Source organism: Streptomyces sp. NPDC002588 (assembly GCF_040295925.1).
Taxonomy (GTDB): Bacteria; Actinomycetota; Actinomycetes; order Streptomycetales; family Streptomycetaceae; genus Streptomyces.
Map to the genome: position 1 here is coordinate 488366 of NZ_JBEOWF010000001.1, position 15515 is coordinate 503880.

At 70.9% G+C, this 15515-nt stretch carries 10 protein-coding genes; 4 read left to right on the forward strand and 6 right to left on the reverse strand.

Features of this window, described 5'->3' with window-relative positions:
• Positions 1-37: 37 nt before the first annotated feature.
• Positions 38-1015, forward strand: a complete 978-nt coding sequence (locus ABT057_RS02225; protein WP_352340483.1) for a glycoside hydrolase family 25 protein — start codon at positions 38-40, stop codon at positions 1013-1015.
• A gap of 17 nt (positions 1016-1032) precedes the next feature.
• Positions 1033-1272: a hypothetical protein gene (locus tag ABT057_RS02230; protein WP_352340484.1), complete on the forward strand. Its 240-nt coding sequence runs from the start codon at positions 1033-1035 to the stop codon at positions 1270-1272.
• An 84-nt stretch (positions 1273-1356) separates the two neighbouring features.
• On the opposite strand, the gene ABT057_RS02235 is transcribed toward ABT057_RS02230, so the two are convergent.
• Positions 1357-2130 carry an AfsR/SARP family transcriptional regulator gene (locus ABT057_RS02235; protein WP_352340485.1) on the reverse strand — a complete coding sequence of 258 codons (774 nt, stop codon included), beginning with the start codon at positions 2128-2130 and terminating at the stop codon, positions 1357-1359.
• A gap of 367 nt (positions 2131-2497) precedes the next feature.
• Between ABT057_RS02235 and ABT057_RS02240 the strand changes: the two genes are divergently transcribed.
• Complete coding sequence (locus tag ABT057_RS02240; RefSeq protein ID WP_352340486.1) at positions 2498-4840, forward strand: GH92 family glycosyl hydrolase; 2343 nt, start codon at positions 2498-2500, stop codon at positions 4838-4840.
• Between the two features lie 270 nt (positions 4841-5110).
• Positions 5111-7747 carry an alpha-L-rhamnosidase-related protein gene (locus ABT057_RS02245; protein WP_352340487.1) on the forward strand — a complete coding sequence of 879 codons (2637 nt, stop codon included), beginning with the start codon at positions 5111-5113 and terminating at the stop codon, positions 7745-7747.
• A gap of 161 nt (positions 7748-7908) precedes the next feature.
• Here ABT057_RS02245 and ABT057_RS02250 read toward each other — a convergent pair whose 3' ends face one another.
• The 5 genes from ABT057_RS02250 to ABT057_RS02270 form a co-directional block, all read right to left on the reverse strand.
• Positions 7909-9078 (reverse strand): substrate-binding domain-containing protein, encoded by a 1170-nt coding sequence (locus tag ABT057_RS02250; RefSeq protein WP_352340488.1) that lies wholly within the window; start codon positions 9076-9078, stop codon positions 7909-7911.
• A gap of 70 nt (positions 9079-9148) precedes the next feature.
• Entirely contained in the window at positions 9149-10258 is a 1110-nt protein-coding gene (locus tag ABT057_RS02255) for an ABC transporter permease (RefSeq protein ID WP_352340489.1), read from the reverse strand.
• Positions 10255-11802, reverse strand: coding sequence for a sugar ABC transporter ATP-binding protein (locus ABT057_RS02260; protein ID WP_502973752.1), 1548 nt, complete (start codon positions 11800-11802; stop codon positions 10255-10257). The genes ABT057_RS02255 and ABT057_RS02260 overlap by 4 nt, the downstream gene beginning before the upstream one ends.
• 143 nt (positions 11803-11945) lie before the next feature.
• Positions 11946-14801: a SpoIIE family protein phosphatase gene (locus ABT057_RS02265; protein WP_352340491.1), complete on the reverse strand. Its 2856-nt coding sequence runs from the start codon at positions 14799-14801 to the stop codon at positions 11946-11948.
• Between the two features lie 263 nt (positions 14802-15064).
• On the reverse strand, positions 15065-15487 hold the full coding sequence (locus ABT057_RS02270) for a secondary thiamine-phosphate synthase enzyme YjbQ (RefSeq protein WP_352340492.1): 423 nt from the start codon (positions 15485-15487) through the stop codon (positions 15065-15067).
• Positions 15488-15515: the final 28 nt, after the last annotated feature.

Below are 15515 nucleotides of genomic sequence, written 5' to 3' on the forward strand. Positions count from 1 at the left end.
CGGTCCGGCGCCCGGCGGACACCCGAGGGGGCCTGACGTGGCGACCTGCCGGGGAATCGACGTCTCCGTCTACCAGTCCGCCCAGAACTGGGCCGCCCGCAAGGCCGAGGGAGTGGTGTTCGCTTTCGCCAAGGCCAGCGAGGGAGAGCACACGCACGACGCACACTTCGCCTCCCACATCACCGGAATCATCAACGCCGGTCTGGTGCCCGGCGCCTATCACTTCGGCTGGCCGAACCAGGACGCCGAGGCCGAGGCGGCCAACTACATCGCCGCTGTGCGGCCGCACGCCCGCAAGGGGTTTCTGCACTGGCTCGACCTGGAGCGCCGCAGCGACGGCGCGAACTACAAGGGCAGAACGGCGTCGCAGATCCGGGCGTACGCCACCAAGTGGATCGCCACCGTCGCCGCGGCCTTCCCGGGACAGCGTGTGGGCATCTACACGTCCGGTTCCGACCTCGCCGCCGGGCATGCACCTCCCGGGGTCCCGCTGTGGTACCCGGCCTATCCCTGGACGGGCGCGGCCGCGTACGCCAAGGCCGAGGCCGCCGCACGCCCCGACCCGTCCGGCCGGGCCCCCCTGTTCTGGCAGTTCACCTCCACCCCCGTCGACCGTTCCATCTGCTATCTGACCGAATCCGGGCTGCGCGCCTGGGCCAACGAGGAGGACACCGACATGCCGCTCACCGACGCCGAGTGGAAGAAGCTCGAAGCCCTGATCAAGAACGCCTCGTTCACGGGGGTCGTGCAGACCGACGGCATCGCGGCGCCGCCCACCGCGTCGGACGCCGCGACCAACAAGTACTGGCGCCTGGACTCCTACACCAAGGACACCAACGCCCGGGTCCGCGCCCTGCAAGTGACCGAGACCGCCCAGACCGCGGCGATCACCGCGCTGGCGACGGCGCTCGGCAGGGTCGATTCCGCCATCGATGTGCCGGGCCTGGTGTCCCAGGTCAAGGCCGCCATCAACGCGGCCGTCGCGGACATCACGATCCACCTCACCGGTAAATAGGAACGGACATCGCCGCAATGGCCGAACAGTCCACGAAGGTCACCGTCCGTACCCTCCTGCAGACCGCGCTCGGCTTCGCCGCGGTCCTCCCCGCGATCGTCGACGCCTCGGGCATCCCGGCCGCGCTGCCCTGGGTGGCCGGGGCTCTCGCCGTCGCCGGCGGTGCCGCCAGGGTCATGGCGCTGCCGGGTGTACGGCTGCTGCTCCCCGGCCGGCTGCGTACCGACACCACGGGCACCCCGCCCGTGACAGGCTGACGCCGTCCCGGGGACCGGACGCCAGTGCTCCCCCCGCCGGGCCAGGAAGCCCGGCGTGGGGAGCGTCGTCATGTCCTCCGGTCGTCAGGTCCGCGGGGAGACCGTGTTCGCCCTGCGCGGGAGCATCGCGGTGAACCGTGCCGAGGGTTCCAGCCCCAGTTCCTCGTGGATCAGCATCCGGAACGCCTCGTAGCGCCGGACGACTTCCACCATGTTGTTCTCGGCGAGATGAACGGCGGCCACCGCACGGTGCGCGCTCTCGCGAAGGGGCTCGATGGTGACGCACATCAAGGCCGCCTCCAGGGCGAGCGCGTACCGTCCGTGCCCGGTCAGGAGCGCGCTCAGCGATTCGAGCGCGTGCAGGCGAAGCTGACGCAGCCGCTCCCGCTCGTACAGGACCCATTCCTCGTCCCATCCGGGAAGCAGTTCCCCGCCGTCCAGGACCACGGGGAGGGGCAGCTCGTCACCGGGAGCGTGGTCGGAGTTCGCCATGGTCAGGGCCGCCTCGGTGAAGGCGTCGACGTCGACGCCGACGCCGTCCGCCAGACAGAGGGTGTCCCCGCGGGTCCCGATGACGGGCTGTCTCGCGCGGCGGAGCCGCCACAGTGCCGTACGCAGGCTGCCGTGCGCGTGTTCCTCTGTGACATCGGGCCACAAGGTGCCCGCGGTGACGGTACGGGTGGCGCGCTTCCGCAGGCCGAGGAAGGCCAGCAGGCGCTGTTCGTTCGCCGAGACGGTGAGTGGTCCGTCAGTGCCCTCCAGCTGGAACGTGCCGAGCAGACATAACCGGGAATGGGCGTGCCCCGTTCCCGCCGGGCCTTTCGCCCGGTCCTCTGTGGTCGCCTCGTGCTGAGCCATGGTCGTGCACCCTTCCCCCGTACGGCGACCGCCTTTCGCGGTCCCCCCTGATGAGACAACGTTTTCGCCACGGCCGGCGTGGAGAACCCCCCCTGTGATGCCTCGGTTCCCCGCGCGGGATGCAAGATCGGTCCGCATCGTGCCGAGCGTGCGCCGGACGGTCCGACCGGCGGATGGACAGCGTGAAACCGGCCGAAGCCGCCCGTCACGCCCCGTTCCGCTCAGCGGACCGGAATCGCCGCCTCGGCGCCCGGCATCAACCCGAACTGGCTTGCTTGCAAAGGTTCTTGACGAGTCCACGGGCAACACGAAGAATGGCGCCTTGCCACTTGACAACGTTGTCTCGACGCGGAGGGCTGACCCGCCTATGAGATGGATCCAGCGCATACAGGCAACAAGCAAGATCGTCGCAGCGGTCGCACTCCTCGGCGCAGCCCTGGCGGCGCCCACGGCCCACGCGGCCGCCTCCCAGGACGACCGGCTCACCGATCTCGTCAACCCGTTCATCGGAACCGAGAACGAGGGCAACACCTACCCCGGCGCCGCCATCCCCTTCGGCATGGTGCAGCTCTCACCCGACACCGGGCACAACACCGGATACGACTACTCGCAGAACCACATCCGGGGCTTCTCCCTCGTCCATCTTTCCGGCGTCGGCTGCGGCCTCGGCGGTGATCTGCCCGTACTGCCGACCGTCGGCGACGTCACGGAGACGGATGACGCCAAGTACCAGGCCGAGTTCAGCCATGACACCGAGACGGCGAGCCCCGGCTACTACAAGGTCGGTCTCACTTCCGGGATCGGGGCCGAACTGACCACGACGGCCCGCACAGGCGTGCAGCGTTACACCTTCCCGGCCACCGACAAGGCCAACGTGTTGCTCAACGCGGCCCAGTCGCTGCACCGGACGGTCTCCTCCAAGGTCGAGGTCCTCGACAACCGCACCGTGCGCACCGAGATCACCGGCAGCGGTTTCTGCCAGGACACCAAGCCGTACACCGTCTACACGATCACCCGCTTCAACCGCCCGTTCACCGCCTACGGCACCTGGACCGGCGGCGCGGTGACGGACGGCGCGAAGACCGGGCAGGGCGGCGCGTACGTCCGCTTCGACACCACGAGGGACCGCACCGTCGAGGCGACCACCGCCCTGTCGTACGTCGACGCCCACGGCGCGGCCGCCAACCTCCGGGCCGAGGGCGGGCGTTCGTTCCAGAAGGTGCGCGACGCGGCGCAGCGGGCCTGGGAGGACCGGCTCGACGACGTCCGGACGCAGGGCGGGAGCGACACCTTGCGCCGCACCTTCTACTCGGCCCTGTACCGCTCCTTCCTCGCGCCCAACATCGGCAGCGACGCGGACGGTCGTTACACCGGCTGGGACCAGAAGGTGCACCGCGCGCGGGGCTTCACGTACTACCAGAACTGGTCCCTGTGGGACACCTACCGCACGCAGTCCCAACTCCTGTCGCTCCTCGCGCCGCGCGAGGCCCGCGACATGGCGATCTCCGTCATCCACATCGACGAGGAGAGCGGCTGGCTGCCCAAGTGGGGCTACGGCACGGTCGAGACGAACATCATGACCGGCGACCCGGTCACGCCGTTCCTCACCAACGCCTACCAGCAGGGCCTGCTGGGGGGTTACGAGGAGCGGGCCTACCGCGCCCTGAAGAAGAACGCCGACGGGGTGCCGCCCGCCGATTCTCCGGCCGTGGGCCGCGAGGCCGACGAGGAGTACATCGCAGGCGGCTTCGCGCCCTACGTCGAGGGCCGGCCGCACGCGAAGCCGGGCGACTCGGACTACGACCACGGCGCCTCGGCGACCCTGGAGTACGCCCTGTCGGACGCGATGCTCGCCGAGATGGCACGCGGTCTCGGCCATGGCGCCGACGCGGCACGCTACGCGGCCCGGGCTCAGAACTACCGCAAGATCTTCGATGCCTCGACGGGCTTCTTCCGCGCGCGCGACGCCTCCGGCGCGTTCGTCGGCCCGGCCGACCCCGCCGAAGGCGTCGGGTTCCACGAGGGCACAGCCTGGCAGTACCAGTGGCTGGTGCCGCAGGACCTCCCGGGCATGGTCGGCCTCATCGGCGGCAAGCAGGCGAGCAACGACCGGCTGGACTCCTTCTTCGCCTACGACCAACTCCTGAAGGACCCGGCGAAGACCGCCCGCGAGGTGTGGGTGAACGGGCCGTACGCCTACTACAACGCCGACAAGTACAACCCGCAGAACGAGCCCGACCTGATCGCCCCGTACACGTACCTGTCGACCGGACAGCCGTGGAAGACCACCGACGTGGTGCACGCCGCGCTGACCCTCTTCACGGACACACCGACGGGCATGACCGGCAACGACGACCTGGGGACCATGTCCGCCTGGAACGTGCTGTCGTCCATCGGCATCTTCCCGGTGCAGCCCGGTTATGACACCTGGGGTCTGTCCACACCGGTCTTCGACCGGGTCGACCTCACGCTGGACCGGCGCTACTACCCGCATGGTTCGCTCACGGTGACGGCACCCGGCACCTCGGACGAGCGCCGCTACATCCAGTCGGCCCGTGTCGACGGCTCCCCGTACGGACGGACGTATCTGACGACGAGCCGGCTGAGGACCGCTCGCTCGCTCTCCTTCACGGTCGGTACCGAGCCGTCGGACTGGGGCACCTCGGACCAGGCCGCGCCGCCCGCGCTGAACCGGCAGGCGGGCCGGTAGGGCTCGTCCTCCCGGACTTGGGCAGGGGTCCCCCGGGTCGCGTGTTCACGCCTCATGCCGACCGTGAGGACAGGGCCTTCCGGCAGATCGGCGGTGACCGCCATGTCGCGCGCCGGAAGGCCCTGTTGCGCCCCTGCGACTGTCCGGCCCGCCGGTTCGCACTGCTGTCGACCGATGCCTGTACGACGGAGGAGCCCCTGGGATAACGTCGCCCCGCACGACCTGTTTGAATCGATTCAATTCAATCAATCCGATTGACTGCGAGGTGTCATGTCGTCGCGCCGAAGCATCCCCCAGCCCGAGCCCCAGCCCACCCCCGCACGCCGCACCGTCATAGCGGCGGGAGCCGGCGTGGCGGCGCTCTCCGCCGCAGGGCTGCCCCTCTCCGCGGCCTCGCCCGCCGCGGCGGCTCCCTCCGGCGGCGGCGCGCACTCGGCGCCCCGCAGCAGAACCTCCTGGCACCGCTATGTGCAGGGACCCTCCAGCCGAACCGTCCGGCCGGTGGCCGTCACGGCGTCCACGGGCGACGTCCGCTCACCCGAAGCCCTGCTCAGGCCCGGCGGTTCCACCACGGTTCTGCGCCGGCCGGAGCCCGTCCCCGCGCCCCGGTGGCCGCAGGGAACCACGGCTCAGGCCTCCTCGACGCACGCGGGCAACAACGGCAACGACGGCAAGCCGCGCACGTACGATGCCGGCAATGCCGTCGACGGGGACCCCGACACGTTCTGGAACGACGACACCCTGGGGGTGTTCCCGGACACGCTGACGATCACCGTCCCCGCGGCCGAGCAGCTGTCCGGCATCACCGTGGTCTCCAACAGCGACGGCGTGCCGACGGACTTCGCGGTCGAGGTCTGGCAGAACGACGCCTGGCACACCGTCGCCACGGTCTCTGACAACGATGCCATCCAGCGGGCGGTACCGTTCGCGCAGCCGGTTTCCACCACCGGGATCCGCATCACCCTCACGGGCGTGCAGGACACACCGCGCGGGGCGTTCACCCGGATCAACGAAGTGTGGCCCGCGCCCGTGGCACCGGTCGTCGTCCCCAGCGTCACGGTCGACTTCGGCAAGGTCGTCGTCGGATACCCCCGTATCCGGTTCGCCTCCGCGTCGGACAACTCCCCCGGCGTACGGCTCGCCTTCTCCGAGACCAAAGAGTGCCTCTCCGACCGCTCCGACTTCACCCGCTCCGACCAGGCCGGCGGGACGGGCCAGGGCACAGACCAGTTCGCCGTTCCGGCGGGCGGCATCACCTGGCAGGACCACAAGGGCTTCCTCCAGGACGGCAAGGTCTACGCCGACGGCCTGCACGGATTCCGCTATCTGAAGATCACCCTCGATGCGCTGGCGTCGGACGCCCCGGTCGCCCAGCCGTGGGGGCGCGTCGAGATCGACTCCGTCGACCTGGACTTCACCGGCTACGTGGGGACACCCGGCACCTACCGCGGATGGTTCCTGTGCTCCGACGACGACCTCAACCGGTACTGGTACGGCGCCTCGTACACCAACGAGCTCGTCACCGACACCTTCCGGCAGGACGATGTCGATCCCCGCGACGCCTGGAGCGCGTCCCTCGAAGGCCGGCTGGTGCTGCACGACGGAGCCAAGCGCGACCGCGACCCCTACGTCGGCGACCTCGCCGTCTCCGCCCGCACGCTGTATCTCACCCACGACGACACGGCGGCGGCCGTTCGCAACGTCCTGGCCGACCTCGCCGACCACCAGCGGGCCGACGGATGGATCCCTCCCGCCTCCATCGCCAACTACACACTGCCCCTGTTCGACTATCCGCTGTGGTGGGTGACATGCAGCTGGGACTACGTCCTGTACACCGGTGACCGGAGCTACGCCGCCCGCTACTACCCCCACCTGCTGAAGGTGCTGGACACCTGGTACCCGAGCGTCACCGACGATGCCGGGCTGCTCAGCAAGGGCCTCAACGGCACAGGCGGATACGGCGACTACGCCTTCCTCGGCCGGACGGGCCGCATCACCTACTACAACGCCCTCTACGTCCAGGGGCTCAACGACGGCGCCGCCATCGCCCGCTGGCTGGGGCACAAGGCCGACGCCGAGCGGTGGGAGGCCCGGGCCCGGGAGACGGCCCGCGCCATCAACACGCACCTGTGGGACGGCTCCGCGGGCGCCTACCTCGACTCGGCCACCGGCCCGGTCCGGCATGCCCAGGACGGCAACGCTCTCGCCATCACCGCCGGTGTCGCAGGAGCCGACCGCGCGGCTTCAGCGCTCGACCACCTCGCCGCCACCACGCAACGGCCGTACGGAAACGCGTTCATGGACAACGACACCCTCTTCGCGGACGCCTCCCAACGGGTCTACGCCTTCACTTCCTACCCCGAGATCGTGGCCAGGTTCGAAACCGGCGGAGCGGACTCCGCACTCGACCAGATCAGGCGCACCTACGGCTGGATGGACACGCACGACCCCGGCATCACCCATTGGGAGGGCATCGGCCCCGATGGATCTCTGTACGAAGGGGCCTATACGAGCATGGCGCACGGGTGGTCCACAGGGGTGCTGCCGGCGCTGACGCATCAACTCCTGGGAGCCAGGCCGACATCGCCCGGCTACGGCACCTGGGAGGTGCGCCCCCACGTCGGCAGCGTGGCCTGGGCTCAAGGTCAGCTTCCCACGCCCCACGGGCCGTTGCGGGTGGAGTGGGTGAATGCCGCACGGTCCTTCGCGCTGACACTGCACGTACCCGACGGGACCAGCGGCGTGGCGGTCCTTCCGGTGCGCGGTTCCCGCGTGGTGGTCCGTGACGGCGAGCGGGTGATCTGGGACGGCCGTCGTCCGACGAGCCGCGACGTCTCGGTGGACGCCGAGGGCGTGACGGTCAGGGGCCTGGGTCCCGGGATCCATCGGCTGAGTGTCACGTCCTGACGTGCTCCCCGGTGCGAGGCTCATCAGGACCCAGCAGACGCACCTGAGGGCCGCGGCCTCGTGGCCCCCCTCCTGCTCACCGGGTACGCCCGGGCACCGCGGAGGGGCCGTGCAGGCCGACGGACGGGCGGATCAGGCCGGGCAGGTCGCCGGTACCACTGTCACCTGTCCCAGATCTTCCGGTACGCCTCCCGGTAGCCCGACGGGTCCCAGCTCGTGGCACCGCCGGTGTTGTCGGCCGTGGCGATGTGGACGGGGGCCGCATACCCGCTGGCGGGACGGCCGGAGAAGGCGCGGTTGAATTCGTCGACGATCTGCCAGCCCTGCTGGGTCAGCGGCTCGGGCACGGTGGCGGCCTGGTACTGCCTGCTGTTGATGCGCTGGAAGGCGGAGGGGTCGCCGTCACCGGCGCCGATGTTGAAGGGCGGGCCGGAGCCTTTCCGGCCCGCCGCGCGGAAGGCGGGGGCGGCATCGGCGAAGTACAGGTCGTTGATGGCGACGGAGTGGGTCCAACTGCTCCCGAACCGGGAGAGGAGGGAGGAGATCTCCCGCGGGGTGCGGCTGCTCGCGTCCGGGATCGGGATGTTCTCGTACGCAAGCAGCTTCACTCCCGAACAGGTGGCAAGCTCCTTCCTGATCAGCTCGGACTTGTTCCTGGCGAAGGGGATCGAGGCGTCGGTGATGAGCACGACCCCGGCGTGGCCGTTGGCGTTCGAGATGATCCACTGCGCGCTGATTCCACCCACCTCCTCGACCCGGGTGGTGACGTTGGTGAAGAGCTCGGGCCGCCGGCTGGGGCCGGGAGCGGCGACCGCGTGCCAGCCGATGAGCGGGATGCGCTCGGCGTTGGCCCGCGAGACCTGCCTCGACGTCGAGCCGGGGTCGAACCCGCCGATGACGATGCCCGAGGGTTTGAGGGCCACGGCCTCGCTCATGGCCGCCTGGATGCCGGCGGGGGTGCCCCCGCCGTCGATCACCCGGACGTTCCATCCGATGACCCGCGCGGCTTCCCTGATTCCCTTGGCGACGCCTGCGACGCCTGGATTGGTCATGGTCTGGGCGACGTAGACGATGGTCTTGCCGGACACCGCCGCGGGGCCGCTGGTCGGTCCGTCCCAGGGGACGTCGGTTTCCTGCGCCCGTGCGACGGCTGCCTTGGCCCTGGACTGGACGGCGGGGCAGCCGCTCGGCCCCGTGGCGGACTCCCCCGGGGCGCCCCCCGAGCCGCGTTCGCAGCCGACGACGGCAAGAAGGGTTGCCGTGGCCAGCAGGGCGCGGGCGGCGGGCCGAGCCCGGAAGGCGCCGGGGGTGGCGTTGCGGCTGCCGTGCACGAGACTTCCTCACGTGGGAAACGATCGGGAGGATGCGGCCGGGGGCACGGAGGTGGTGCCCGCGACGGGGTCAAGGAGTGTCGCCCGCTGTGCCGCCGTCCTGCGTCGAGGCGGACGGCGGCCGAGGCGGCGCCGAGGGCGAGGCGCGGGCCGGGGCTGCGCCGGTGCGCATCCGGCGGCGGGCTGCGTAACCGGCCAGGCCGACGGCGATGAGCAGGGTGCCCCCGTAGAACAGCGGGACCGTCCAGAAGTCGGCGCCCAACTGGCCGATGCCGGTGAGGCCGACGGCGAGGACGGCGACGGCGACCAGGGTGCCCAGGGCGTTGGGGCGGCCGGGTTTGATCGCGGTGGAGCCGAGGAGGGCGCCGACGAACGCGGGCAGCAGGTAGTCGAGGCCGACGCTCGGATTGCCGATCTGCTGCTGGGCCGCGAGCAGCACACCGGCGAAGCCGACGATCAGCCCCGATGCGGCGAACGCGTAGACGGTGTACTTGCGGGTCGCGATGCCGACGAGGTCGGCCGCGCGCGGGTTCGAGCCGACGACGTACAGGTACCGGCCGAGCGGCAGCCGCTCCAGCACCAGCCAGAGAACGAGCGTGAGGGCGAGCACGTAGAAGGCGGGGACCGGAAGGCCGAGGAAGGTTGAGTCGTAGAGGTCGGTGAAGGCGGCCGGGAGTCCTTGCGGGCCGGGGACGATCCGGCCGCCGTCGGTGATCCAGCCTGTCACCGCGTACATCATGCTGCCGGTCCCGAGGGTGGCGATGAAGGAGTCGATCCGGCCGAACACGACGATGACACCGTTGAGGACGCCCACGGCCGCCCCTCCGACGATCACCGCGAGGCATGCGAGCGGCCAGGGCCACTCGTCGTTGGCGACGAGCTGCATCACCATGACGTGTGCCAGGCCGAGGGCGTAGCCGATGGAGAGGTCGAACGCGCCGGTCACGATGGGGACCATGGCGGCGAGCGCGAGGACGGCCGGGATCGACTGGTTGGACAGGACCGAGTCGACGGTGTCCCGCGTGGGGAAGGTGCGCGGCAGGGCGAGGGAGAAGATCAGGACGAGCAGCGCGGTGAGGGCCAGGAGGCCGTAAGCGCCGATGAGGTGCCCGGGGCCGCGCAGTCGCCCCGGTCGGCGCGGTCGTGGCCCGGGCGAAGAGGGGGAGGACGGGGCGGTCATGGGTTCGTCCCGGTCCCGGAAGGGGGCATGGCCGAAGCCGCCCGGGTGAGCCCGGCGACCGTGAGGGCGGCACCGCTCAGCTCGGCCGTCACGGATCCGCGGACGAAGACCAGGGTGCGCCGGCACAAGCCCGCGACCTCTTCGAAGTCGGTCGAGATGAGCAGGACCGCGAGGCCTGCGGCCAGCGCCTCGTCGAGCAGGCGGTGGATCGCGGCCTTGGCGCCGACGTCCACGCTCGCGGTCGGCTCCTCGAGGATCAGCAGGCGCAGGCTCACCCGGAGCCACCGGCCGATCATGACTTTCTGCTGGTTTCCGCCCGACAGGGTGACGATGGAGGCCTCGCTGTCACGGGGGCGCACCGAGAACCGTTCGATCAGGGCGACGGCGACGGCGCGTTCGCGCCGAGGACTGATCCAGTGCAGCGCCGGCAGGCCGCCCGCTCGGGGGTTGGCCAGGAGGTTCTCCCGTACGGTCAGCTCGGCGAGGCAGCTCTCGCGCAGTCTGTCGCCGGGCACGAAGCCGACTCCGAGCCGGACGGCGTCGGTGACCGTGCGGGGCCCGTACGGCCGGCCGCCGAGAAGGGCCCGTCCGCCGAGAAGGGGCCCGGAGCCCGCGAGGGCCCGGCCCAGATCCATGTGCCCGGCGCCGGAGAGACCGACCAGGCCCAGGGCTTCCCCGGCCCTCAGTTCCAGGCTGACCGGTCCCGTGCCGGCGGTCCGTGCGCCGTCGAGGGTCAGGACGGCCGGCCCGTCGGCGGGAGCCTTGGAGGGGCGGTGCTCCGTCAGTGCCTCGCCGACGATGTCGTGCACCAGACGGACGGGGCTGTGGCCCGCCAGCGGGCCGTGGCTGACCAGACGGCCGTCGCGCAGTACGGCGAAGGTGTCGGCGACCTCGTACACCTCGTCCAGGCGGTGGCTGACGTAGAGGATGCCGTGCCCCCGGTCGCGCAGGGCGTGCAGGACGCGGAACAGCCGGGCGCAGTCCGCGGCGGGAAGGCGGGCGGTCGGCTCGTCGAGGACGATGAGCTTGGCGCGTGCCGCCAGGGCCCTGGCGATCGCGACCAGCGAACGCTCGGCCGGGGCGAGTCGGGCGATCGGCTCATCGGGGTCGAGATGTCCGGCGACGATCCGCAGGGCGTCGGTGCAGCGCTCGCGGGTCCGCCGCCAGGAGATCAGTCCGGCGCGGCGCGGATACCCGCTGCTCAGGGCGATGTTCTCGGCGACCGTCATCCACTCCACGAGACCGAGGTCCTGGTGGATGAAGGACATGCTGCGGGAGGCGGCCTGACTCCCGAGCGGGTGGCCGTCCACCGTGATCTGTCCCGTGTCGGCGTGGTGGACGCCGGCGAGCACCTTGATGAGTGTGGACTTTCCGGCCCCGTTGGGCCCGAGGAGGGCGAGGACGCTGCCGGCGTGGACGTCGAGGTCGACCCCGGCCAGCGCAAGGGTTCCCCCGAACCGCTTGCCGAGCCCACGGACGCGGACCAGGGGTTCCGCCTCGACGGGTGCGGCCGCCGTGGTGGATGTGTCGGGAGCGTCGTGCACGGACATCTCCGGGGGGTCGGCCTGGCGATTTCTTCCCGACGTTCACGGGGATACTAGCCGAGCAAATTACAGCATTTCAGACAATTCCGTTCACTGTGACTCCAACGGGTCAGCGGGCCCGCTCCCGCAGCGCCGGCCTTCTCTCACACGCCGTCGAGCCCGCATTCGGCCCAGATGACCTTGCCCTCCGGGAGGTAGCGCGTACCCCAGGTCCGCGACAGCTGCGCGACGAGGAACAGGCCGCGTCCGCCTTCGTCCGTGGAGGCCGCCCGACGCAGATGCGGGGCGGTGTTGCTGGTGTCGGACACCTCGCAGATCAGGGTGCGGTCGTGCAGCAGCCGCACCCTGATGGGCCCGGCGCCGTGGCGGACGGCGTTGGTGACCAGCTCGCTCAGTATCAGTTCCGCGGCGAACGCGGCCTCGTCGAGCCCCCAGTCGGACAGTCGCCGGATGGCGGACGCACGGACTTCGCCGACGAGGGCCGGGTCGGCGGGCAGCTCCCAGGTGGCGATCCGGTGGGGGTCCAGGGCATGGGTACGGGCGACGAGCAGGGCGATGTCGTCGCACGGGTGCGCGGGCGCCACGGCGTCCAGGATCGCCTGGCAGGTCTCCTCGGGGGTGCGCCCCGCGTGGGTGAGCGTTCCGCGCAGCTCGTCGAGGACCACGTCGACGTCGCGGTGCCGGTCCTCGATGAGCCCGTCGGTGTAGAGCACCAGCTGACTGCCCTCGGGGAGGCCGACCTCGACGGCATCGAAGGGCAGCCCCCCGAGGCCGAGAGGGGGTCCGGCCGGCAGGTCGGGATACGACACGGTGCCGTCGGGGCGGACCAGCGCGGGCGGAGGGTGGCCGGCGCGGGCCATGACGCACCGCTGCGAGGTCGGGTCGTAGACGGCGTACAGGCAGGTCGCGCCGATGATGCCGGCGCCCTCGCCCTCGGGGTCCTCCCGGTCCAGGCGCGCCACGAGGTTGTCGAGGTGGGTGAGGACCTCGTCCGGGGGGAGGTCGAGTTCGGCGTAGCTGCGTGCGGCGGTGCGCAGCCGGCCCATGGTGGCGGCGGAGAGCATGCCGTGGCCGACGACGTCGCCCACCATGAGGCCGACGCGGGTGCCGGAGAGGGGGATGACGTCATACCAGTCTCCACCCACGTCGGATTCGGCGGGCAGGTAGCGATGGGCGACCTCGACGGCCTCCTGATCGGGCAGACCGTGCGGGAGCAGCCTGCGCTGCAGGGCCAGGACCCTGGTGCGTTCGTGCGTGTAGCGCCGGGCGTTGTCGATGGACAGGGCGGCACGGGTGGCGAGTTCCTGGGCCAGCGAGCGGTCGTCGTCGCCGTAGGGGGCGGGATCCTCGGCTCGGTAGAAGCTGGCGATGCCCAGGACCACACCTCGGGCGACAAGGGGTACGGCGATGAGGGAGTGGACTTGTGTCAGCAGCCGTCCGGCGTACTCGGGGTCCTGGGCGAGCCAGCCCGTGGCGGCCTTCAGGTCCGGTTCCAGCACTGCCTGTCCGCTGGTCAGACACCGCAGCTGGGGTGTGGTCGGGCCGAAGTCGGTCCGCTTGCCGACCGGGGTGAAGGGGAGGTCGTCACGGATGCCGTGGACCACCGTGCGGTGCAGGTCGCTGTGGGGGTGGGCGGACTCCTCGCCACGCAGCACGGCCCCGGGCAGATCGACGGTGACGAAGTCGGCCAGTCGCGGGACCGCCGTCTCGGCGAGCTCTTCGGCGGTACGGCGCACGTCCAGGGTGGTCCCTATGCGGGCGCTGGCCTCGGACAGCATCTCCAGGCGGCGTCGGGCGGCCAGGGCGTACGCCCCGACATGCGGCTCCCCCACCAGTACGAGCCCTCGGGCCGAGGGCGGCGGCGCGGGGTGATCGTCCGTGGCGCCGACGGTGCCATCGACCGTGGCGCCCTCGCCGGTGGCGATCCGACCGGGCGCGGCCTCGGGAAGGTGCCTGGACGGCGGGGTGCCGGAGAGTCGCGCGGGCAGTGCGTCGGCAGGGACGACGGCGGGCTCGACGGCGAATCCCGGCAGCTCGTCGACCTGGCTCGGGATGATCAGGGAATTTCCTGGTGAGGGGACGGGAAGGGCGGCCTCGATGGCGATGCCCTCCACCCCGGAGGCACTCGTCACCGGACGGCTCACGAGTGTGACCCGCCGGCCGTCGGAGAGGGGCACGTCGACGGCAGCCGGTTGCCCGTGGGAGATCAGCTCGGCGGCCTTCTCCCTGAGGATCCCCCGGTCGAGGGGGCTCAGCCCGTCGGCCAGTTCGTCCAGCGCCATGCCGTGACGAAGGCCGCCGGCGGTTTCCGCTCTGGTGGCCAGGTACGCCTGGAGCAGAGCGCGCTCGCGTGTGGACGTCTGCCCCAGCAGCCGCCGCTCCATGGCCTGCGCCGCTCTGCGTATCACGGCGGCCAGCGCCGGGGTCTCGAAGCTGCGCGGATAGCCGAAGCACAGGACGCCCTCGATGCGCCCGCTGAGCGGGTCGCGGACGGGGAGCGCCACACAGGCGTTTCCCTGGGAGCGCTCCGCGAAGTGCTCGGCACCGTAGACCTTGATGAGTCGCCGCTCCGCCAGGGCGAGACCGATGCCGTTGGTACCGGCGAACCGCTCGGTGAACATGAAACCCGGGACTCTCTGGATGTCCGGGAGACTTCTGGCCAGCGACGCCTCGCCGAAACGGCGCAGGACGACCGTCCCGCTCGAGTCGGCGACGGAAATGTTGATCTCGCTGCCGGAGAACGTGGACTGCAGCCGGTCGAGCACCGGCACGGCCGCGCGGACGAGCCGGCCTTCCGGATCGAAGTCGTCCCGGAAGGGAAGGTCGGACTGGTCCGGCGAGAGGCCCAGGGATCGACAGCGTTGCCATGAGTCCAGGATGGGCGATCGTACGCCCCCCTGTACCGGCTCACCCTGCAGGAACCGCTCACGGAAACGCGCGGGCCCGGTGCCACCTGTCTCACGCCCCGTTGACATCGGCTCCGCGCCGGACCGAACCACGCTTCGCCTCACTCCCACCAGAGATAGTCCACTTTTCCGACAAACCCGATATTTTCGAGGATACGGGCATCAAGGGTGCTAGTCACGATTTGCATGTACCGCCCGGCCTCGGCGATCGCGGCGGAGAGGGCGTCCGGGTGGAGATTGCCCGGCCCGGCGACCGCAGTCGTACGGCCGCGCCCGGAACAGCGGGCGGGACTTTCGAAACACGCCCTAGTCGAGGGCGGCCGGCACTCCGCGCGGGCAGGGTTTCGCCAGACGCGTCACCCGAGGAAGCTCAGCCGGACCTGACGGTTGGCATTGTCCTTGTTGGTGTCCACCAGGCACACGGACTGCCACGTCCCGAGTTCCAGCCTCCCGCCCACAACCGGCAGGGTCGCGTGCGGCGGGACGAAGGCCGGCAGGACGTGGTCGCGGCCGTGGCCGGGACTGCCGTGACGGTGCTGCCAGCGGTCGTCGGCAGGGAGCAGGGTGTGCAGAGCGGCGAGCAGGTCGTCGTCGCTTCCGGCCCCCGTCTCGATCAAGGCGATGCCGGCCGTCGCATGCGGCACGAACACGTTCAGCAGGCCGTCACCGCCGGACGCGGTTTCCCGCAGGAAGGCCTCGCAGTCCTGGGTGAGGTCGACGATCCGCTCCCGGGAACCGGAAGCGATGTGCAGAACTCGGGTGGTGAACGCAACTGACATACCCCCATCCTGACCCATACGCCTGGTC

Excerpts from the sequence above, each read along its gene's own strand:
- ABT057_RS02230 (WP_352340484.1), top strand. The coding sequence starts at position 1,033 with ATGGCCGAACAGTCCACGAAGGTCACCGTCCGTACCCTCCTGCAGACC.
- ABT057_RS02235 (WP_352340485.1), bottom strand. The coding sequence starts at position 2,130 with ATGGCTCAGCACGAGGCGACCACAGAGGACCGGGCGAAAGGCCCGGCG.
- ABT057_RS02240 (WP_352340486.1), top strand. The coding sequence starts at position 2,498 with ATGAGATGGATCCAGCGCATACAGGCAACAAGCAAGATCGTCGCAGCG.
- ABT057_RS02245 (WP_352340487.1), top strand. The coding sequence starts at position 5,111 with ATGTCGTCGCGCCGAAGCATCCCCCAGCCCGAGCCCCAGCCCACCCCC.
- ABT057_RS02255 (WP_352340489.1), bottom strand. The coding sequence starts at position 10,258 with ATGACCGCCCCGTCCTCCCCCTCTTCGCCCGGGCCACGACCGCGCCGA.
- ABT057_RS02270 (WP_352340492.1), bottom strand. The coding sequence starts at position 15,487 with ATGTCAGTTGCGTTCACCACCCGAGTTCTGCACATCGCTTCCGGTTCC.